Consider the following 17,582-nt stretch of genomic DNA (forward strand, 5'->3'; position numbering starts at 1 on the left):
ACCGGATCAATCCAGCCGGAACACCAGTGCCTTGAGCCCGCTGTCTTCCTCGATATCGGCAAACTCCGGCGGGTTTTCCAGGCGCTCGACGAAGCGCAGCTGCGGCGCCTCGGCAGCCATGCCCTGGAGGAGGAAGTCCACGCCCACGGCCGGATCGTTCACGCAGGCCAGCACGGTGCCGGTGCCGTCCAGCAGCTCCGGCAGGCGGCGCAGGACGCGGGCGTAGTCCTTGTCGAGGACGAAGCTGCCTTTCTGGAAGCTCGGTGGGTCGATGATGATCAGGTCGTACGGGCCGGATTTCTTCACCTTGCCCCAGGACTTGAACAGGTCGTGGTCGAGGAAGCTGACCTTCGACAGGTCGTGGCCGTTCAGGCGGTGGTTGTCGCGGCCACGGCTGAGGGCGGCGCGGGCCATGTCGAGGTTGACCACCTTCTGCGCGCCGCCGGCAATCGCCGCCACCGAGAAGCCGCAGGTGTAGGCGAACAGGTTGAGCACGCGCAGGTCTTTGGCGTTGGCCTGCACCCACTGGCGGCCGTAGCGCATGTCGAGGAACAGGCCGTTGTTCTGCTTGCGGCCCAGGTCCAACTGGTAGCGCAGGCCGTGTTCGCTGATCTGCCAGCCGTCGAAGGCTTCGCCAAACAGCACTTCCATGGTGCTTTCCAGGGTGTAGCGGTGCTGCAGCATCAGGCTGCGGGCGCCGGTGGCGCGCCAGATATCGCCTTGTGCCACTTTCACCAGCATCGCCCGCAGCGCGGCCAGTTCGTCTTCGGCCGGCTCGCGGAATAGCGACACCAGCAGCACGCCTTCCAGCCAGTCGGCGGTGACCTGCTCCAACCCCGGCCAGCGGCGGCCGCGGCCATGGAACAGGCGGCGGGTTTCCGCGGGGGCGGGGTTCAGGGCGCTGAGCAGTTGCTCGCGAAGGGTGGCGATGGCTTCGGTGTTCATCTTTCTGGTCTTTCTGAGTTCAGGCGATTGGGGCCAATCGGGGCGGCGATTCTACGCGCCATGGCGCCGCACCTGCAGCTTTTCCTCCGGACGCGGGGCGACGAAGTAGCGGTTGAGCGCCTCGTAGCCGGCCGGGTCCAGCGGCGCGGCCAGGGGCGCCAGGGCGTGGCGCGCCAGCAGGCGGCTGCGGCAGGTGGCCGGGTCGACGTCGAGGAAATGCAGGCAGTGCGCGGCGCCGGCCTGCTGCGCCAGGTCGATCAGCCAGCGGCGGTCGGCCAGTGTGTTGGCAGGGATGTCCAGCACCACGCTGGTGCCGGCGCGCAGCAGGCCGACCACGTGCGGGCCCATGACCTTGCGCACGCGGCGGGCGTAGAGCTGGTAGTCGTCGGGGTTGCTGATGCCCCAGGGGAAGAGTTCGGCCAACCATTGTTCCTCGGCCAGCATCACGGTGCCCGGCGCCTCGGCCAGCTGCCGCGCGAGGCAGGATTTGCCCGACGCGGCCTTGCCGCACAACAAGTGCAATGTGCCGGTACTCATGTCGAGGCCTCCAGCAGGTCGGTGCCATAGGAGTTGTCCACGGCGCAGCGCCAGGCGCCGTCGGCCTCGCGGCGGAACACGTAGGTGGCGCGGCGGCTCAGCTTGCCGTGGCGGGTGTCGAGCAGGGTCTGCGCGACCACCAGAGCGGTGTCGCCGGTTTCGAGGATTTCCAGGCGACCCTGGCGTACCCGCAGCTTGTGCCCGAAATGCTCGGCGATGGCGACGAAGGCGCGGCGGATCTGCTCCTTGCCGCGCGCCAGCAGGCCGGGCTTGACCACCAGCACGGCATCGTCGGTGTAGAACGCCAGCAGCGCGTCGAAATCCTCGCGGCCGATGGCTTCGTCGGCGGCCTGGATGAGCGCTTGCACGGGATGCGGTGCAGGGTGGTTTGCCAGGTCCATCAGTGTCTCCTCGATCGGGAGCCTCGGACGGCGGGCATTAAAAAACCCGCCGGGAGGCGGGTTTGGTTGTTCGCGGAATGCGCTAACCCACCATCGGAGCGATGGTGGTAATAATCTGCTGGAAGGTGCGGTTGGCGGCATTCATGGGGTCAGAAGCTAGCAGAAGTTTCGTCCGTCGCGCCAGCACTCTTTTTTTGCTGGCGTCATGGCATGATCGCGCCGCGCCGTGGTCCAACGGCCAAGTCTTTCTCCTCGCTGTAGCGGAGCACCCCCATGCCATCCCCCCATCCAACCCGCATCCTGCGCGCGCTGGCGCTGCTCGCCGGGTTGGTCATGTCCGCCGAAACGCCCGCCGTCAGCTGCCCCACGGGGCAGCGCCAGGTCTGCCTGGACACCTGCGTCTGCCTGCCGGACCTGGGCGCCGTGCTCGGTCCGGTGATCGCCGATACCCGCAAGATGGCCGGGCAGGCGCTGGGCGTGTGGCTGCAGCAGTCCCGCGACCAGGCGGAGCAGGGCGGCACCCAGCCGATTCCGCTGGAAATCCGCGCGCAGCTCCAAGCCTATTTCCCGGATGAGGTGCTGATGGCGGCGCGCTATTCCACCGGCGCGCTGGACGAACTGAACGCCGCCCAGACCATGATGCAGAACCCCGACACCGAGGCCGTCACTCTGGTGGACGTGATCGTCTTCCGCCGCGAGGAAGACGCGCAGAACGACGTCGCCCTCTGGGCCCACGAGCTGTGGCACGTGAAGCAGTTCCAGGAGTGGGGCGTGCAGGGCTTCGCCAGCCGCTACAGCGACGACTACGAGGCCGTGGAAATGCCGGCCTACGCCATGCAGCGGCGGGTAGCCAAGGACCTGCGCGACAGCCGGCAGACGGCCGCCGTACAGCACTAGCGGCTGGCGGAGGCTCCGGCAGCCTCTGGCGTAGGCGTCCCGCCACCGAGCGCCTTGCACAGGGCGATCAGGCTCAGGCGCAGCTGGGTATCGCTGTCCACCAGGTCGCGGCGCGATTGCAGGTAGGCGCGCTGGGCGTCCAGTTCCACCAGGAAGTCGGTCATCCCGCCGGCGTAACGCGCCTTGGCCATGCCGTAGGCGATGTCGGCGCTGCGCTGCTTGTCCTGCAACTGGCGGTTGCGCTGGCGTTCGGCACCGTACTGGCTGAGGCTGTCGTCGACTTCCTGCCAGGCCTTGAGCACGGTCTGCTGGTAGGCCACGGCGGCTTCCTGCTGCTCCAGTTTGCGCAGGTTGATGCTGGAGCGTCGCCGGCCATTGTCGAAGATCGGCACCGAGAGGCTCGGGCCAACGCTCCAGGTGCGGCTGCCCCAGTCGCCGAGGTGGCCGTCCTCGGTGGATTCGAAACCGAAACGCGCGCCCAGTCGGATGGTCGGGTAGAGATCGGCCACCGCCACGCCGATATTGGCCGTGGCCGCGTGCAACTGGGCCTCGGCGGCGCGGATGTCCGGGCGGCGACGGGCAAGCTCCGAGGGCAGACCGAGGCTGAGGTCCGGCGTTTGCGGTTCGGCTGCGGCAACGGGTTTGAGTTCGTCGCGCAGGCTGCCGGGCTCGGCGCCGATCAGCACGCCGATCTGGTTGATCGCCGCGCTTTCGCTGGCCAGCAGCTGCGGCAGGCGCGAGCGCAGGTCGGCGAGCTGGCCGCGCTGGCGTTCGACGTCGAAATCGTCCACCAGCCCGCCATCGGCGCGGGCCTGAATCAGTTGCAGCGACTCCTCGGTGGCAGCCAGATCCTGGCGGGTCACGGCGATCTGCTGTTGCACGCCGCGCAGCTCGAAGTAGGCGCGGGACAGTTCCGCCGCGACGCCCAGGCGCACTTCGTCGAGCATCGCCGCCTGCGCCGCCACGCTGGCATCGGCGGATTCGATGGAGCGGCGGATGCGGCCCCACAGGTCCGGCTCCCAGGAGGCGTCGAAGCCGGCCTGGTAGAGGGTGAAGGGTTCGGCGAGAACCTTGCTGATCTGCTCGCTGTTCGCGCCCGGCGCGATGCGCTGGATCATCAGCGCGTTGGCGCCGTTCTCGCTCATGCGCTGGCGGTTGACCGCCGCCGAGGCGTTGACGTCCACACCGCGCTGGGACGCCACCATCTGCCGCTGCATGCGGCTCTGGGCGAAGCGCAGCACGGCGGTGTTGAGGTCCGGGCTGGCCTTGTCGGCGCGGCGTTGCAGGTTGTTCAGCACGGGGTCGTTGAACAGCGTCCACCAGTCCTCGGCGAGCCGGGTGGTGCCGGCGCCGGGCGGCAGCGCCGCTTGGCCGGAATGGGCTGCCTGCCAACTGGCCGGACTCTGAGTCTGCGGCGCCTCATAGTCGGGGCCGACGGCGCAGCCAGCGAGCAGGATCAGGCAGCAGGCGAGGGGAGTGGGGAAATGCTTCATGGGGTCTCTCTCACGCCAGGCGGTGGCGGAACAGCCACGAGGCGAGCGGCAGGGTGACGGCGGCCACCACCAGCATGGGGACCAGGTTGAGCGACACGCTGGCGAGGCTGGCGCCTTCCAGGTAGATGCGCTGGATCAGGTCGATGCCGAAGCGCAGCGGGTTGGCGTAGGTGACCACCTGCAGGAATTCCGGCATGTTGCGCACCGGCGTGGCGAGGCCGGAGAGCAGCGTCAGCGGCATGATCAGCACGAAGGTGTAGAGCATGGCCTGCTGCATGTTCAGCGAGATGGCGGAAATCGACATGCCCAGCCCGACGCAGGCGACGGTGAATACCGCCAGCCCGCCGTAGAGGTCGAGCAGCGAACCGGCCATGGGGATGCGGAACCAGAACAGCGCCATCAGCAGTACCAGGCTGGCCTGCGCCAGGCCGATCAGGGTTGGCGGGATGGCCTTGCCGAGCATGATTTCCAGCGGCGTGTAGGGCGTTACCAGAAGCTGGTCGAAAGTGCCCTGTTCGCGCTCGCGGGCCACCGAGAGGGCGGTGAGCATCAGTGTCTGCATCATGCTCAGGGTGGCGATCAGCGCCGGGATCAGCGGCCAGCGGGTTTCCAGATTGGGGTTGTACCAGGCGCGGCTGACCACGCTCAGCGGCGGTGCCGCCTGGCCCCGGCTGCGGTTGAAGTCGATGACGATATTGGCCACGCCGGCCGCGGCGGAGCCGGCGGTGTTGGAGTTGCGCCCGTCGAGGATGACCTGGATCGGCGCCGGATCGTTCTGCGCCAGGCGGGTCTGGAAGTCGGACGGGATATGCACCACCAGCAACGCCTTCTGTTCGTCTATCACCGTCTGGATTTCCTCCACCCGCGTGAGCGTCGCCACCCGGTGGAAGATGCCGCTGCCGTCCAGGCGCGAGGCCAGCTCGCGGGACGCCTCGCCATTACTGAGGTCAAGCAGGGCGTAGGGGGCGTCGTTAAGGTCGAAGGTCACCGCGTAGCCGAACAGCACGCTCTGCAGCAACACCGGCACCACCAGCACGATGCGGTTGGCCGGATCCTTGAGGATCACCAGCAGTTCCTTGCGCCAGAGGTTGAGAATGCGCCAGAAGAATTCCATGGTTCAGTCCAGTCGCTTGCGCGTCACCAGCCGCGCCAGGCCCAGCAGGACCATGGCGTAGGCGGCTAGAATCGCGCAGTCCTTGAGGATCATCGGCCAGAAGTTGCCGGCCAGGAACAGGGATTTCACCAGTTCCATGAAGTAGGTCGCCGGCAGCAGGTCGCCGACCACGCGGATGGCGGTGGGCACGTTGCGCAGGTCGAAGATGAAGCCCGAGAGCATCATGGCCGGCAGGAAGCTGGCGAGCAGGGCGATCTGGCTGGCGAGGAACTGGTTCTTGGTCATCGCCGAGATCAGCAGACCGATCCCCAGGGCCACCAGCATGTAGAGCATGGAGGCGACCAGCAGCACGACGAAGGAGCCGTACAGCGGCACGTCGAACAGCAGGCGCGCGGCGAGCAGGCAGAGGGCGAGGCCGATCATGCCGATGCCGAAGCAGGGGATGATCTTCGCCAGGAGGATTTCCACCGGCCGCACCGGGGTGACGAACAGCGCCTCCAGGGTGCCGCGCTCCCACTCGCGGGCCATCACCAGGGCGGTGAGGAAGGCGCCAACCAGGGTCATGATCAGCACGATCAGCCCCGGCACCAGATACCAGGTGCTGGTGTTGGCGGCGTTGAACCACATGCGCTGGACGATGGTGACGGCGCCGCCCTGACTCTGGGCACCGGCGCTGCGGTCGGCCTGCTTCTCGCCCCAGCCGGCCAGGGCGCTGCCGACATAAGTGGCGACGCTGGCGGCACGGGTGGCGTCCGAGCCCTGCACCAGCACCTGGATCTGCGCGTTGCCTTCATTCAGGCGGCGGGTGAAGTCGGAGGGGAACTGCACCAGCGCGTCCACCTCGCGGGCCTTCATCAACGCCTCGCCCTCGGCGAGGGAGCGCACCTGGTGTGGTATCAGGTAGTCGGTGTGGCTGATGCTGGCGGCCACGTCGCGGGCAATCGGCGAGGGATCGTCGAGGACGATGGCGACGATGGCGCGCTTCACGTCCAGCGACAGGCCGTAGCCGAAGATCAGGATCAGTGCGATGGGCAGGCCGATGCCGATCAGCAGGTTGCTGCGGTCGCGCACCAGCTGCCGCACTTCCTTGCGGGTCAGCGAGGCGAGACGTCGCCAGAAGCCGCCGGTGCTCATGCCGCGCCCGCCCTGGCCTGTTCGCGGTTGCTTTCCACGATTTCAATAAAGGCCTGTTCCATGTTCAGCGTGCTTCCGTGGCCGCCGGCCTGTTCGCGGACTTCCTGCGGGGTGCCCATGGCCAGCAGCTTGCCGGCGTCCTGGATGACGATGCGGTCGCAGTATTCGGCTTCTTCCATGAAGTGGGTGGTGATGATGATGGTGGTGCCGGAGGCCGCCAGCGCCGTGATGCGCTGCCAGAAGCCCCGGCGGGCGAGGGGATCGGCGCCGCTGGTGGGTTCGTCGAGGAAGAGGATTTCCGGCTCGTGGAGCAGCCCCACTGCCATGGCCAGGCGCTGCTTGAAGCCACCGGGCAACTGGCCGCTGGGCGCGTCTTCCTGGCCGGCGAGGTCGAACTGCCGCGACACCGCTTCCATCCGCTGGCTCAGGCGCTTGCCGATCAGGCCATAGGCTCCGCCGAAGAAGCGCAGGTTTTCGGCCACCGAGAGGTTGCCGTAGAGGGAGAACTTCTGCGACACGTAACCGACCTTGCGCCGCGCCTGGGCCCGCGCGTGGCGCAGGTTGACCCCGGCTACCTGCAGGGTGCCGCTGGTGGCCGGCAGCAGCCCGCAGAGCATGCGGAAGGTGGTGGTCTTGCCGGCGCCGTTGGGCCCGAGCAGGCCGAAGATTTCCCCGCGGCGTACGCTGAAGCTAGTGCTGGCCACGGCGGTGAAGTCGCCGAACTTGCGCACCAGGTCCTTCACTTCGATCACCGCTTCCTCGCCATTGGCCTGGCCGTCTTCGTGACGATGCGTGCCGGTCTTCAGCGACTCCATGTCCACCGCCTCGGCATCGCTGCGGGCGCGCAGCAGGAACATGAAGCCGTCTTCCAGCCGCGCCTCCACCGGGCGGACCGGCGCGCCGTCGAGCAGCTTGTCCAGCACCGCCTGGTCCGCGTCCGGCTGGCGGATGAAGCGCACTTCGCCCGATTGCGGTACGGCATCGACGATGTTGTGGTGGTCCTCCAGCAGTCGCGCCTGCAGGGTGCGCGCGGGCTGGTCCTGCGGCGGCGTGGCGATGAAGCAGAGGTTATCGGCGTGCTGGCGGATCGACGCCGGGTCGCCCTTGGCCATCAGTTGGCCCTGGTGCAGCAGGAAGACTTCGGCGCAGCGCTCGGCCTCGTCCATGTAGGAGGTGGAGACCAGCACGCTGAGCTGCTCCTGCTCGATCAGTTGCTGGATGATTTCCCACAGTTCGCGGCGCGACAGCGGGTCTACGCCGACGGTGGGCTCGTCGAGCAGCAGCAGGTCCGGCGAGCGCACCAGGGTGCAGGCCAGGCCCAGCTTTTGTTTCATGCCGCCGGAGAGCTTGCCCGCCGGGCGCTCGGTGAAGCGTGCCAGGTCGGTCATCTCCAGCAGGCGCTGGTAGCGCTCGATGCGTTGCGGGTGCGGTACGCCGTGCAGGTCGGCGTAGAGGTCGAGGTTCTCCTGCACGCTCAGGTCTTCGTAGAGGCCGAAGCGCTGCGGCATGTAGCTGATGCGGTCCTGCACCTGCTGCGGGTGGGCGTGGACGTCCAGGTCCAGCACCGTCAGGCTGCCGGCGTCGGCCTGCAGAAGCCCGGCGACCAGGCGCAGGAAGGTGGTCTTGCCGGCGCCGTCCGGGCCGACCAGCGCGGTGAGCTGGCCGCGCGGGATGTCCAGGCTGATGTCCTTGAGTGCCTGTACCGTCTTGTCCGACTCTTTCACCAGGAAGTGCTTGGCCAGACCCTCGGCGCGGATTACCGGACCTTCGTTGAGGCGTTTCTGAACAGGCGCCATCAGTGCGGCTCGTCGGCGAAGCGCACCGTGGCCGGCATGCCCAGGCGCAGGCGGTTGTCCGGGTCGGCCACCAGCACGCGCACCTCGTAGACGAGGCTGGTGCGCAGCTCCTCGGTCTGCACCGATTTCGGGGTGAACTCGGCCACCGAGGAGATGAAGCCGATGTGGCCGTCGATGGCCTGGTCCGGGTGGCTGTCGGTGAATACCTGGGCTTTCATGCCCGGCTTGATCCGTCCCAGGTTGATTTCGCTGACGTAGGCGCGAATCCATTTCGGGTCGGTGAGCGCCAGGGAATACACCGGGCGCTGCGGCGAGGCCATGTCGCCGGGTTCCAGCAGGCGCGAGCGCACGGTGGCGTTCTGCGGCGCCTTGAGGTCGGCTTCGTCGAGGTTGTGCTGGAGCAGGGCGAGGTCGGCGCGGGCGGCGGCGAGCTGGGCCTCGGCCTGGGCGATGTCCTCGGCGCGCGGGCCGATCTGCGCCAGGCGCAGGGATTTCTGGCGGTCTTCCAGCTGGGCCTGGGCGACTTTCTGCTGCGAGGTGGCGCTGTCGATGTCCTGCTGGCTCACGGCGCGGCCGCCGGGGCTGTTGGCGCGAATGTTCTGCAGGCGGCGCAACTGGGTGTTGGCGAGGTCGAGCTGGGCGCGGGCGGCCTGGTCCTGGGCCTTCGCGCGGTCGATGTCCTCGGGGCGCGAGCCGTTCTTCAGACGCAGCAGGTTCTGCTCCTGCGCGGCGATTTGCGCCCGGGCCTTGTCGATCTGCAGTCGCAGGGCGCGGGTGTCGAGGCTGGCCAGCACGTCGCCGGCCTTCACCAGGTCGCCTTCATCGACGTTCATTTTGGCGATGCGCTCGCTGCCGATGAAGGCCAGCGAGACCTGGCGGATATCGACGTTGCCGTAGAGCACCAGTCCCTTGTCTCCGCTTTCGCGGGATTGCAGGTACCACCATGACCCGCCCCCCAGCAACAGCACCAGAATGACGACCAGCAACAGCTTCTTCGGCATGTAGTCCTTCCCTGTTTCGTGACAGCCCGGTGAAGGATAGCCAGTTATTCGCCGCCGGAGCAGCAAAAGCAGGGCGACGGCGCGTCGCAGACAGCCCGGAGCGCGTTTCGTCAGCTGCGCGGACAACGGCGGGGTTTGCTGTTAGCGTGGAGAGGCAACCCCAACGGGAGCGCTGTCATGAACGACGAAATGGAGAAACTTCAGGCCGTCAAACAGTCCCCCTGGTTCCGCCGCGTGCAGATGCTGCAGTGGTTCGGCCTGGTAATGTTCGTGCTGGCCATCGGCCTGGCCGCGCTGACGGACTTCATGGCCCGCCGCGAGGGCATCGTGATCGTCGTCCTCTTCGTCGGGTGCGGGCTAGTGGCGATGGTGGCGGCGCGCCTGATCCTCGGCGCCCATCTGCGGCACCCGTAGGGCGCGGGCGCTCTTTGTAGGAGCGAGCTTGCTCGCGAACGGCCCAATACCCCTGTGGCCGGGGCGCGACTCCATCTGTCGCCGGCCTTGCCGGCGAATCGCGGAGAAGCTCCGCTCCTACGAGAGCAGCGCTGCGCTCTACCTGTGCGATCAGCGCCGTGGGATGACCTGCACCTGCTGCGGGTCAATCCCCCGGTAACCGATATTGATGTCGTCGGTCATCTGCGGCTTCGGCGGCGGCGCGACATTGTGCTCGGCGGGTCCGTTGTGGCCGCTACAGGACGATCCGCCCAGGGCGACGGCCAGTACGCCCGCCAGCAGCAGCGCGATGAATCCTCGCATGTCTGCATCCTCCCATTGGCTGTCCTACCCACCAGTGAACGCGCCTTGGCGCCCCTGTCTGCGCGCGCCTGACGAACGGCGCCACCCCTCTGTCACGAAATGAAAAGCCCCTGTCGTTCGATGTGAAGCGGCTGTCCGGCCCCCTCCCTAGAGTCCGATCCATGGGCATCCGCCCACTAAAAAAAAACAAGACAGACTGGAGAATCCGGCATGGCCAAAGCCGTTCGTTTCTATGAAACCGGGGGTCCCGAAGTCCTGCGTTACGAGGACGTGGAGGTCGGCGATCCCGGCCCGGGGCAGGTTCGCCTGCGCCACGTTGCCGTAGGGCTGAACTACGCGGACACCTACTTCCGTAATGGGACCTACGCGGTGCCCCTGCCCAGCGGCATGGGTGTGGAAGCCGCAGGGGTGGTGGTGGCGGTGGGCGAGGGCGTGCACAACGTCGTCCCCGGCGACCGGGTCACCTACACCGGCTTCATCAATACCCTGGGCGCCTACAGCACCGAGCGCCTGGTGCCCGCCGCACCGCTGATCCGCCTGCCCGAAAGCATCGCTTTCGAGACCGCCGCCGCGATGACCATGCGCGGCCTGACCTCGGCCTACCTGATGCGCCGCATCCACGACTTCAAGCCTGGCGACAGCATCCTGCTGCACGCCGCCGCCGGTGGCGTGGGCCTGATCGTCTCGCAGTGGGCGCGTCTGCTCGGCCTGCGGGTGATCGGCACCGTTTCCAGCGAAGCCAAGGCCCAGGTCGCCCTAGCCCACGGCTGCTCGGAGGTCATCGACTACAGCCGTGAAGACGTCGCTTCGCGAGTCCGTGAGCTGACCGACGGCCGTGGCGTGGACGTGGTGTTCGACAGCGTCGGCAAGGATACCTTCATGTCCTCCCTGGACTCGCTCAAGCGCCGTGGCCTGATGGTCTGCGTCGGCACCGCGTCCGGGCCGATCCCGCCGTTCGACCCGGTCCTGCTGGCGATGAAGGGCTCGATCTTCCTCACCCGCCCGGCGCTGGCCGACTACATCGCCGACCCGGCGGAGAAGGCTGCGCTGCTGGATGAGCTGTTCACCCACGTCGGCAATGGCGACATCCGCATCGAGATCAACCAGCACTACGCGCTGGAAGATGCCGTGCAGGCCCACCGCGACCTCGAATCGCGCAAAACCACCGGTTCGTCGATCTTCGTCATCTGAGGTGACTCGTCATGCACGTGGAGCAACTGACCTGCAGCATCGGCGCTGAAGTTTCCGGCGTGAACCTGGGCGATGCCGCCCGTGACGATGCACTGTTCGACGAAATGCGCAGCCTGCTGCTGAAACACAAGGTGCTGTTCCTGCGCGACCAGGACATCAGCCGCGCGGACCACGTGGCCTTCGCTCGCCGTTTCGGCGAGCTGGAGGACCACCCGGTGGCTGGCAGCGACCCTGAGCATCCGGGCCTGGTACGTATCTACAAGACCCCGGATCTGCCCAACGACCGCTACGAGAACGCCTGGCACACCGATGCCACCTGGCGCGAGAGCCCGCCCATGGGCTGCGTGCTGCGCTGCGTGGAGTGCCCGCCGGTGGGTGGCGACACCATGTGGGCGAACATGGTGCTGGCCTACGAAAACCTGCCGGCCGAGATCAAGAGCAAGATCGCCGAGCTGCGCGCCCGCCACAGCATCGAGGCGAGCTTCGGCGCGGCGATGCCGATCGAGAAGCGCCTGGCGCTCAAGGCGCTGTACCCGGACGCCGAGCACCCGGTGGTGCGCACCCATCCGGAGACGGGCGAGAAGGTGCTGTTCGTCAACGCCTTCACCACCCACTTCACCAACTACCACACCGCGCAGAACGTGCGCTTCGGCCAGGACGCCAACCCCGGCGCGCTGGACCTGCTGCGCTACCTGGTGAGCCAGGTGTACATCCCCGAGTACCAGGTGCGCTGGCGCTGGAAGAAGAACAGCGTGGCTATCTGGGACAACCGCAGTACCCAGCATTACGCGGTGATGGATTACCCGCCGTGCGTGCGCCAGATGGAACGCGCCGGAATCATCGGCGACAAGCCGTTCTGATCCTCGGAAACATGAGCTCTACAAGAACAATTTACGGAGACTGACATGCAATTTTTCGACGATTCCCTGCACCCGGAAAACCAGGACAAGGTAGTCATCACCGTGGCCCCCTATGGCCCGGAATGGATGCCCGAGGATTTCCCGGAAGACATCCCGGTAACCATGGACGAACAGGTCCAGAAGGCAGCTGACTGCTACGAAGCGGGTGCCACCGTACTGCACCTGCACGTGCGTGAACTGGACGGCAAGGGCTCCAAGCGCCTGTCCAAGTTCAACGAGCTGATCGCCGGTGTACGTGAAGCCGTACCGGACATGATCATCCAGGTCGGCGGCTCGATTTCCTTCGCCCCGGAAAGCGACGGCGAAGCGGCCAAGTGGCTGTCCGACGACACCCGCCACATGCTGGCCGAGCTGACGCCCAAGCCCGACCAGGTGACGGTGGCGATCAATACCACCCAGATGAACATCATGGAGCTGCTCTATCCGGAGTACCTGAAGGGCACCTCCCTGGAAAACCCGCTCTACCAGGCGGCCTACAGCGAAATGACCGTGCCGGCCGGCCCGGCCTGGGTCGAGGAGCACTTGAAGCGCCTGCAGGCGGCCAACATCCAGCCGCACTTCCAGCTAACCGGCATGCATGCCCTGGAAACCCTCGAGCGCCTGGTGCGCAAGGGCGTCTACCGTGGCCCGCTGAACCTGACCTGGATCGGCATCGGCGGCGGCTTCGACGGCCCCAACCCGTTCAACTTCATGAACTTCGTGCACCGCGCACCGGACGGCGCCACCGTCACCGCCGAGTCGCTGCTCAAGAACGTGCTGCCGTTCAACATGATGGCCATGGCCATGGGCCTGCACCCGCGCTGCGGCATCGAGGACACCATCATCGGTCAGCACGGCCAGCGCATGAGCTCGGTGGAGCAGATCCAGCAGTGCGTCCGCGTTGCCCACGAGCTGGGCCGCGAAGTCGCCAGCGGCCAGGAAGCCCGCGCCATCTACAAGATCGGCGTGCAGTACGACAGCATCGAGGAAACCCTGCGTATGAACGGCATGGCGCCCAACCGCCAGCCGGGCCAGAAGTCCGTCCCGCTTCGCGCGTGACAGGCTCCGGGCCGCGGTCTGCCAGTACCGCGGCCCGGTTTTACCCCAGAAGAACAACAAGAACCTGATTACTCGCCTGGAGAGGTAGCGTCATGGCCATCCACTCCGTCGCCCTGGGCGACATTTCCGCCACCACGCCCAGCGTGCCGCGTCGTTATGCCTGGATCGTTTTCGCCCTGACCTTCGGCCTGCTGATTTCCGATTACATGTCGCGCCAGGTGCTCAACGCCGTCTTTCCGTTGCTCAAGACCGAATGGGCCCTGAGCGACGCCAAGCTCGGCCTGCTCAGCGGCATCGTCGCCGTCATGGTCGGCCTGCTGACCTTCCCCTTATCGCTGCTCGCCGACCGCTGGGGCCGGGTGCGCAGCCTGTCGCTGATGGCCATGCTCTGGAGCCTCGCGACCCTGGGCTGCGCCGTGGCGCAGACCTTTCCGCAGATGTTCGCCGCGCGCTTCTTCGTTGGCGTGGGCGAGGCGGCCTACGGCAGCGTCGGTATCGCCGTGGTGATCTCGGTGTTCCCCGCGCACCTGCGCGCTACCCTGACCGGCGCCTTCATGGCCGGCGGCATGTTCGGCTCGGTGCTGGGCATGGGCCTGGGCGGCGTGCTGGCCGCCCACATGGGTTGGCGCTGGGCCTTTGCCGGCATGGCGCTGTTCGGCCTGCTGCTGGCGCTGCTCTATCCGCTGGTGGTGAGCGAGAAGCGCATCGCCCCGGTGGCTGCCGCCGAGGCACCGCGCCAGGCTGGCGGGCGCTCGCTGCGCAGCCTGTTCGGCAGCCGTTCGGTGATCGCCGCCTACCTGGGCAGCGGCCTGCAGCTGTTCGTCGCCGCCGCCGTGATGGTGTGGATTCCCAGCTACCTGAACCGCTACTACCACCTGGACACCGACAAGGCCGGGCTGATCTCGGCGGTGATCGTGCTGGTCGGCGGCAGCGGCATGGTGCTCTGCGGCATCCTCTGCGACCGCCTGGGCCGCGCCAATCCGCCGCGCAAGATCGTGCTGGCCATCGGCTTCTGCCTGACCAGTTGCCTGCTGCTCTCGGTGGCCTTCCACCTGCCGCCGGGCGCCACCCAGCTGAGCCTGCTGGCCTTGGGCATGCTGGTAGCCGCCGGCACTTCCGGGCCGTCCGGCGCCATGGTCGCCAACCTCACCGCGCCGGCCGTGCATGGCACCGCTTTCGCCACCCTGACCCTGGCCAACAACCTGCTGGGCCTGGCGCCTGGCCCGCTGCTCACCGGCGTGCTGGCCGACGCCGTGGGACTGGACCGCGCGTTCCAGATCGTCCCGCTGCTGAGCATCTTTGCCGCGCTGGTGTTCATCTACGCCCGGCGCCATTACCACAGCGATATCTGCCGCCTGCGCGGCGAGGAGGAGGGCGCATGATGCCGACGCTGAACCTGGACATGACCTTCGACTTCATCTGCCCCTGGTGCCTGATCGGCAAGCGCAACCTCGACAGCGCGCTGCGCATGCTGGCCCGGCAGCGTCCGGAACTGGACGTGCGGGTGAACTGGCTGGGCCTGCAGCTGCTGCCCCAGGTGCCGATGGACGGTGAACCCTTCGCCGCCTTCTACCAGCGCCGCCTGGGTGGCAAGCGGGCGGTGCGCGCGCGGCAGATGGAAGTGCGCGACGCTGCGCGCCAGGCAGGTGTGGAGATCGATTTCGAACTCATCCGCAGCATGCCGAATACCACTTACGCCCACCGTGTGTTCCAGCGCGCCGCGCAGCTGGGCAGCCAGTCGCAGCTGGAGCGCCTGCTGGAGCTGCTGTTCCGTGCGCACTTCCAGCTGGGCGAGGACATCGGCCAGCGCGACACCCTGCGCCGCCTTTTGCGCGCCTGCGATTACCTCCCTGAGGAATTCGAAGAGGCCCTGGCCGACGGCGCGCGGGCGTTCATCGGCCGCCGCGTGGGGCTGGCGGACTCCAGCGTGCCGCTGTTCCTGCTCGACGGGCGCGCCTTTGCTCTCGGCGGGCAGAGCCCGGATCACTTGCTCGTGGCCTTGCTGCGGGCCTTCGATCGGCAGGAGGCGCTGTCGGCATGAGTGGCGCGTTGCACATTCCGAGTGATCGACTGCCCGCACCGGGGGGCCGCAGCCTGTTCCATCACGACAAGGGCATCGTCCTGCTGTTCGACGTCGAAGGTTGCCTGTACGCCATTGATGACCGTTGCCCCCACGCCGGCGCCTCGCTGTTCAGCGGCCGCCTGGACGGCCGCTGGCTGCAGTGCCCGGCGCACGGGCTGAAATTCAACCTGGACACAGGGTGCCCGGCGGGCCTCAAGGGCTTCGGCGTACGCCGCTACCCCATCGAGTGGCGCGCCGACGAGTGCTTCCTGCTGCTCGACGAGGGCATCGCCGAGGGGGCTTGCGCATGAGCACCGCCGTTATCTCCACACTCGGCAGCCGCAGCCGGACTCTGCTGCCGGGGCTGCTGGTCAGTGCCATGGTCGCGGCGGCTGCGACCTTCCTCTCCGAACACTACGGCGCGCCGGTGATGCTATTCGCGCTGCTGTTGGGCCTGGCGCTGAACTTCCTGGCCACCGACAGCGTGTGCAAGGCCGGCATCGAGTTCACCGCCCGCGAGATCCTGCGCCTGGGCGTGGCCTTGCTGGGCATCCGCATCACCTTCGGGCAGATCGCCGAACTGGGCTGGCAGCCGGTGGTGATGGTCGTGGTGCTGGTGACGGTGACCATCCTGGTCTCCATCGCTGCCGCCCGCGCCATGGGCTTCAACTTCCTGTTCGGCCTGCTCACCGGTGGCGCCACGGCCATCTGCGGCGCCTCGGCGGCCCTGGCCCTGGCGGCGGCGCTGCCGGCCCACACGCAGAAGGAGAAGGCCACGCTGTTCACCGTGCTCGGTGTCTCGGCGCTCTCGACCCTGGCGATGATCCTTTACCCGATGATCGTCCACGCCCTGGGCCTGCCGCCGTTGCAGGCGGGCATCTTCCTCGGCGGCACCATCCACGACGTGGCCCAGGTGGTCGGCGCCGGCTACAGCATTTCGCCGGAAGTCGGCGACAGCGCCACGGTGGTCAAGCTGATGCGGGTGGCCATGCTGCTGCCGGTGATCCTCTGCGCGGCGATGATCACCCGCGCCCGGGGCGTCGAGCCGGGAGACAAGCGTCCGCCGCTGCTGCCGTGGTTCGCCGTGGGCTTCGTGCTGCTGGCGGCCATCAACAGCACCGGCGTGCTGGCGCCGGTGGTGCAGCAGGCGGGCAGCAAGCTGTCGCAGTGGTGTCTGGTGATCGCCATCGCCGCGCTGGGCATGAAGACCCAGCTGCGTGCCCTGGCCACGGTGGGGATCAAGCCGATCCTGCTGATGGTGGGGGAGACGGTGTTCCTGGCGGTGCTGGTGTTGGGGATGTTGCGCCTGGCGGGTTGATCGGCTGGCGTTGATCGTTGCGCCTTATCGGCGCCAATCGCGGGCATGGCCCGCTCCTACGGGGAGAGCCTTTGTAGGAGCGGGCCATGCCCGCGATGCTTTTGGGGCTGGGTGTTTCTGCGCCGCTTCGGCGTGTGCTGGGCGATTTTGTTTCGCCCCCTCGGGCGAGTCCCTTTTGGGGCCCAAAAGGAACCAAAAGGCTTTGCCCCTGCATCCGGTTTTTCGCTTAGGCGAAAAATACCCTCGCTCCATCGAAGTTTCAGGGGCCCGCGTCGACGGGCCATCCATGGCCCAACGACGCTCTCGCGGCATCCATGCCGCTCAACCCCTGAAACTCCGATTCCACTCGGCCTCCTGAAGGGGCGCTCCGGTGCGCGCGGAGATTTCTCTGGAAATCAGAACAAAAGCCGAGCGTCCTGCTCCGCGCAGTTTTGGCTCCCGTAGGAGCGGACCTTGTCCGCGAAGACTCACCACTGCACACACGTTGCAGGATGAACACCCGTAGGGCGAATAACGCGCAGCGTTATCCGTCGTGATGGGTATCGCTTCGCTCCACACCATCCTACGAAGAGCAATCCAGCATGAAGCAGCCAAAGTCCCAGGCGCGCGCAGGGTCCCGTCAGGAGGCCGAGTGGAGGTATTGCGCAGAGGGGCGAGCGGCATGGATGCCGCGAGAGGCGTAAAGGGCTAGGGACGGCCCTTGTACGCCGACCCTCGGAGCGATACCGGAAGGAGGGAGACGGAGCGAAGCGAAGTAACAGCCGAAGGCTGGCCCGAAGGGGGAGCGAAGCGAATCAGCCCGGCGAAGCCGGGGCCGGATGTCGGGACGGGCCCTTTTGGTTCCTTTTGGGGCCCAAAAGGGACTCGCCCGAGGGGGCGAAACAAGAAACGTCCGAACACGCCGAAGCGGCGCAGAAACACCCAGCCCCAAAACGGCGGATAACGCCTTAGGCGTTATCCGCCCTACGAAGAGCAAGAG

General features: G+C 67.2%; 18 protein-coding genes. 9 read left to right on the top strand and 9 right to left on the bottom strand.

Annotated features, from left to right (window positions below):
- Positions 1 to 6: 6 nt before the first annotated feature.
- Genes J5M67_RS15545 through J5M67_RS15555 form a run of 3 tightly spaced genes read right to left on the bottom strand, consistent with a single transcriptional unit; the run spans position 7 to position 1,883 of the window.
- On the bottom strand, positions 7 to 945 hold the full coding sequence (locus tag J5M67_RS15545; protein ID WP_207886234.1) for a class I SAM-dependent methyltransferase: 939 nt from the start codon (positions 943 to 945) through the stop codon (positions 7 to 9).
- Positions 946 to 996: 51 nt separating this feature from the next.
- Positions 997 to 1,482, bottom strand: coding sequence for an ATP-binding protein (locus J5M67_RS15550; RefSeq protein WP_207886235.1), 486 nt, complete (start codon positions 1,480 to 1,482; stop codon positions 997 to 999).
- The gene (locus tag J5M67_RS15555) at positions 1,479 to 1,883 is read right to left on the bottom strand and encodes an SgcJ/EcaC family oxidoreductase (protein ID WP_207886236.1); all 405 of its coding nucleotides are present in this window, start codon (positions 1,881 to 1,883) and stop codon (positions 1,479 to 1,481) included. Before J5M67_RS15555 ends, J5M67_RS15550 begins: the two co-directional genes overlap by 4 nt.
- A gap of 273 nt (positions 1,884 to 2,156) precedes the next feature.
- Between J5M67_RS15555 and J5M67_RS15560 the strand changes: the two genes are divergently transcribed.
- Positions 2,157 to 2,780, top strand: a complete 624-nt coding sequence (locus J5M67_RS15560) for a DUF4157 domain-containing protein (RefSeq protein WP_207886237.1) — start codon at positions 2,157 to 2,159, stop codon at positions 2,778 to 2,780.
- Here the strand turns inward: J5M67_RS15560 and J5M67_RS15565 are convergent.
- From J5M67_RS15565 to J5M67_RS15585, 5 genes are read right to left on the bottom strand one after another with little or no spacing between them, the layout of a single operon-like run.
- The gene (locus tag J5M67_RS15565) at positions 2,777 to 4,273 is read right to left on the bottom strand and encodes an efflux transporter outer membrane subunit (RefSeq protein ID WP_207886238.1); all 1,497 of its coding nucleotides are present in this window, start codon (positions 4,271 to 4,273) and stop codon (positions 2,777 to 2,779) included. The genes J5M67_RS15560 and J5M67_RS15565 overlap by 4 nt on opposite strands.
- A gap of 10 nt (positions 4,274 to 4,283) precedes the next feature.
- Entirely contained in the window at positions 4,284 to 5,387 is a 1,104-nt protein-coding gene (locus tag J5M67_RS15570) for an ABC transporter permease (RefSeq protein ID WP_207886239.1), read from the bottom strand.
- A gap of 3 nt (positions 5,388 to 5,390) precedes the next feature.
- The gene (locus J5M67_RS15575; protein WP_207886240.1) at positions 5,391 to 6,521 is read right to left on the bottom strand and encodes an ABC transporter permease; all 1,131 of its coding nucleotides are present in this window, start codon (positions 6,519 to 6,521) and stop codon (positions 5,391 to 5,393) included.
- A complete protein-coding gene (locus tag J5M67_RS15580; protein WP_207886241.1) occupies positions 6,518 to 8,317 on the bottom strand; it encodes an ATP-binding cassette domain-containing protein in 1,800 nt (599 codons plus the stop codon). Before J5M67_RS15580 ends, J5M67_RS15575 begins: the two co-directional genes overlap by 4 nt.
- On the bottom strand, positions 8,317 to 9,318 hold the full coding sequence (locus J5M67_RS15585) for an HlyD family efflux transporter periplasmic adaptor subunit (protein WP_207886242.1): 1,002 nt from the start codon (positions 9,316 to 9,318) through the stop codon (positions 8,317 to 8,319). The genes J5M67_RS15580 and J5M67_RS15585 overlap by 1 nt, the downstream gene beginning before the upstream one ends.
- A gap of 177 nt (positions 9,319 to 9,495) precedes the next feature.
- Here J5M67_RS15585 and J5M67_RS15590 point away from each other — a divergent pair, with 177 nt between their 5' ends.
- A complete protein-coding gene (locus tag J5M67_RS15590; RefSeq protein WP_207886243.1) occupies positions 9,496 to 9,732 on the top strand; it encodes a hypothetical protein in 237 nt (78 codons plus the stop codon).
- 150 nt (positions 9,733 to 9,882) lie between these two features.
- Here the strand turns inward: J5M67_RS15590 and J5M67_RS15595 are convergent, their stop codons facing one another.
- Complete coding sequence (locus J5M67_RS15595; protein ID WP_207886244.1) at positions 9,883 to 10,074, bottom strand: hypothetical protein; 192 nt, start codon at positions 10,072 to 10,074, stop codon at positions 9,883 to 9,885.
- A 210-nt stretch (positions 10,075 to 10,284) separates the two neighbouring features.
- Between J5M67_RS15595 and J5M67_RS15600 the strand changes: the two genes are divergently transcribed.
- The 7 genes from J5M67_RS15600 to J5M67_RS15630 all read left to right on the top strand — a co-directional run bounded on the left by J5M67_RS15600 (position 10,285) and on the right by J5M67_RS15630 (position 16,603).
- Positions 10,285 to 11,265, top strand: a complete 981-nt coding sequence (locus J5M67_RS15600) for a quinone oxidoreductase (RefSeq protein ID WP_207886245.1) — start codon at positions 10,285 to 10,287, stop codon at positions 11,263 to 11,265.
- An 11-nt stretch (positions 11,266 to 11,276) separates the two neighbouring features.
- Entirely contained in the window at positions 11,277 to 12,125 is an 849-nt protein-coding gene (locus tag J5M67_RS15605; RefSeq protein WP_207886246.1) for a TauD/TfdA family dioxygenase, read from the top strand.
- A 45-nt stretch (positions 12,126 to 12,170) separates the two neighbouring features.
- Positions 12,171 to 13,223, top strand: a complete 1,053-nt coding sequence (locus J5M67_RS15610) for a 3-keto-5-aminohexanoate cleavage protein (RefSeq protein ID WP_207886247.1) — start codon at positions 12,171 to 12,173, stop codon at positions 13,221 to 13,223.
- Positions 13,224 to 13,315: 92 nt separating this feature from the next.
- Positions 13,316 to 14,605 (top strand): MFS transporter, encoded by a 1,290-nt coding sequence (locus tag J5M67_RS15615; RefSeq protein WP_207886248.1) that lies wholly within the window; start codon positions 13,316 to 13,318, stop codon positions 14,603 to 14,605.
- The gene (locus J5M67_RS15620; RefSeq protein ID WP_207886249.1) at positions 14,602 to 15,264 is read left to right on the top strand and encodes a DsbA family protein; all 663 of its coding nucleotides are present in this window, start codon (positions 14,602 to 14,604) and stop codon (positions 15,262 to 15,264) included. The genes J5M67_RS15615 and J5M67_RS15620 overlap by 4 nt, the downstream gene beginning before the upstream one ends.
- The gene (locus J5M67_RS15625; protein ID WP_207886250.1) at positions 15,261 to 15,596 is read left to right on the top strand and encodes a Rieske (2Fe-2S) protein; all 336 of its coding nucleotides are present in this window, start codon (positions 15,261 to 15,263) and stop codon (positions 15,594 to 15,596) included. Before J5M67_RS15620 ends, J5M67_RS15625 begins: the two co-directional genes overlap by 4 nt.
- Positions 15,593 to 16,603: a YeiH family protein gene (locus tag J5M67_RS15630; RefSeq protein ID WP_207886251.1), complete on the top strand. Its 1,011-nt coding sequence runs from the start codon at positions 15,593 to 15,595 to the stop codon at positions 16,601 to 16,603. Before J5M67_RS15625 ends, J5M67_RS15630 begins: the two co-directional genes overlap by 4 nt.
- The last annotated feature ends 979 nt before the right edge of the window (positions 16,604 to 17,582 follow it).

The sequence above is a fragment of the Pseudomonas sp. 30_B genome (assembly GCF_017491605.1).
Classification (GTDB): Bacteria; Pseudomonadota; Gammaproteobacteria; order Pseudomonadales; family Pseudomonadaceae; genus Pseudomonas.

Bases quoted from the DNA above. Each gene is read 5' to 3' on its own strand.
- J5M67_RS15545 (WP_207886234.1), bottom strand. From the start codon at position 945: ATGAACACCGAAGCCATCGCCACCCTTCGCGAGCAACTGCTCAGCGCC.
- J5M67_RS15550 (WP_207886235.1), bottom strand. From the start codon at position 1,482: ATGAGTACCGGCACATTGCACTTGTTGTGCGGCAAGGCCGCGTCGGGC.
- J5M67_RS15555 (WP_207886236.1), bottom strand. From the start codon at position 1,883: ATGGACCTGGCAAACCACCCTGCACCGCATCCCGTGCAAGCGCTCATC.
- J5M67_RS15560 (WP_207886237.1), top strand. From the start codon at position 2,157: ATGCCATCCCCCCATCCAACCCGCATCCTGCGCGCGCTGGCGCTGCTC.
- J5M67_RS15565 (WP_207886238.1), bottom strand. From the start codon at position 4,273: ATGAAGCATTTCCCCACTCCCCTCGCCTGCTGCCTGATCCTGCTCGCT.
- J5M67_RS15570 (WP_207886239.1), bottom strand. From the start codon at position 5,387: ATGGAATTCTTCTGGCGCATTCTCAACCTCTGGCGCAAGGAACTGCTG.
- J5M67_RS15575 (WP_207886240.1), bottom strand. From the start codon at position 6,521: ATGAGCACCGGCGGCTTCTGGCGACGTCTCGCCTCGCTGACCCGCAAG.
- J5M67_RS15580 (WP_207886241.1), bottom strand. From the start codon at position 8,317: ATGGCGCCTGTTCAGAAACGCCTCAACGAAGGTCCGGTAATCCGCGCC.
- J5M67_RS15585 (WP_207886242.1), bottom strand. From the start codon at position 9,318: ATGCCGAAGAAGCTGTTGCTGGTCGTCATTCTGGTGCTGTTGCTGGGG.
- J5M67_RS15590 (WP_207886243.1), top strand. From the start codon at position 9,496: ATGAACGACGAAATGGAGAAACTTCAGGCCGTCAAACAGTCCCCCTGG.
- J5M67_RS15595 (WP_207886244.1), bottom strand. From the start codon at position 10,074: ATGCGAGGATTCATCGCGCTGCTGCTGGCGGGCGTACTGGCCGTCGCC.
- J5M67_RS15600 (WP_207886245.1), top strand. From the start codon at position 10,285: ATGGCCAAAGCCGTTCGTTTCTATGAAACCGGGGGTCCCGAAGTCCTG.
- J5M67_RS15605 (WP_207886246.1), top strand. From the start codon at position 11,277: ATGCACGTGGAGCAACTGACCTGCAGCATCGGCGCTGAAGTTTCCGGC.
- J5M67_RS15610 (WP_207886247.1), top strand. From the start codon at position 12,171: ATGCAATTTTTCGACGATTCCCTGCACCCGGAAAACCAGGACAAGGTA.
- J5M67_RS15615 (WP_207886248.1), top strand. From the start codon at position 13,316: ATGGCCATCCACTCCGTCGCCCTGGGCGACATTTCCGCCACCACGCCC.
- J5M67_RS15620 (WP_207886249.1), top strand. From the start codon at position 14,602: ATGATGCCGACGCTGAACCTGGACATGACCTTCGACTTCATCTGCCCC.
- J5M67_RS15625 (WP_207886250.1), top strand. From the start codon at position 15,261: ATGAGTGGCGCGTTGCACATTCCGAGTGATCGACTGCCCGCACCGGGG.
- J5M67_RS15630 (WP_207886251.1), top strand. From the start codon at position 15,593: ATGAGCACCGCCGTTATCTCCACACTCGGCAGCCGCAGCCGGACTCTG.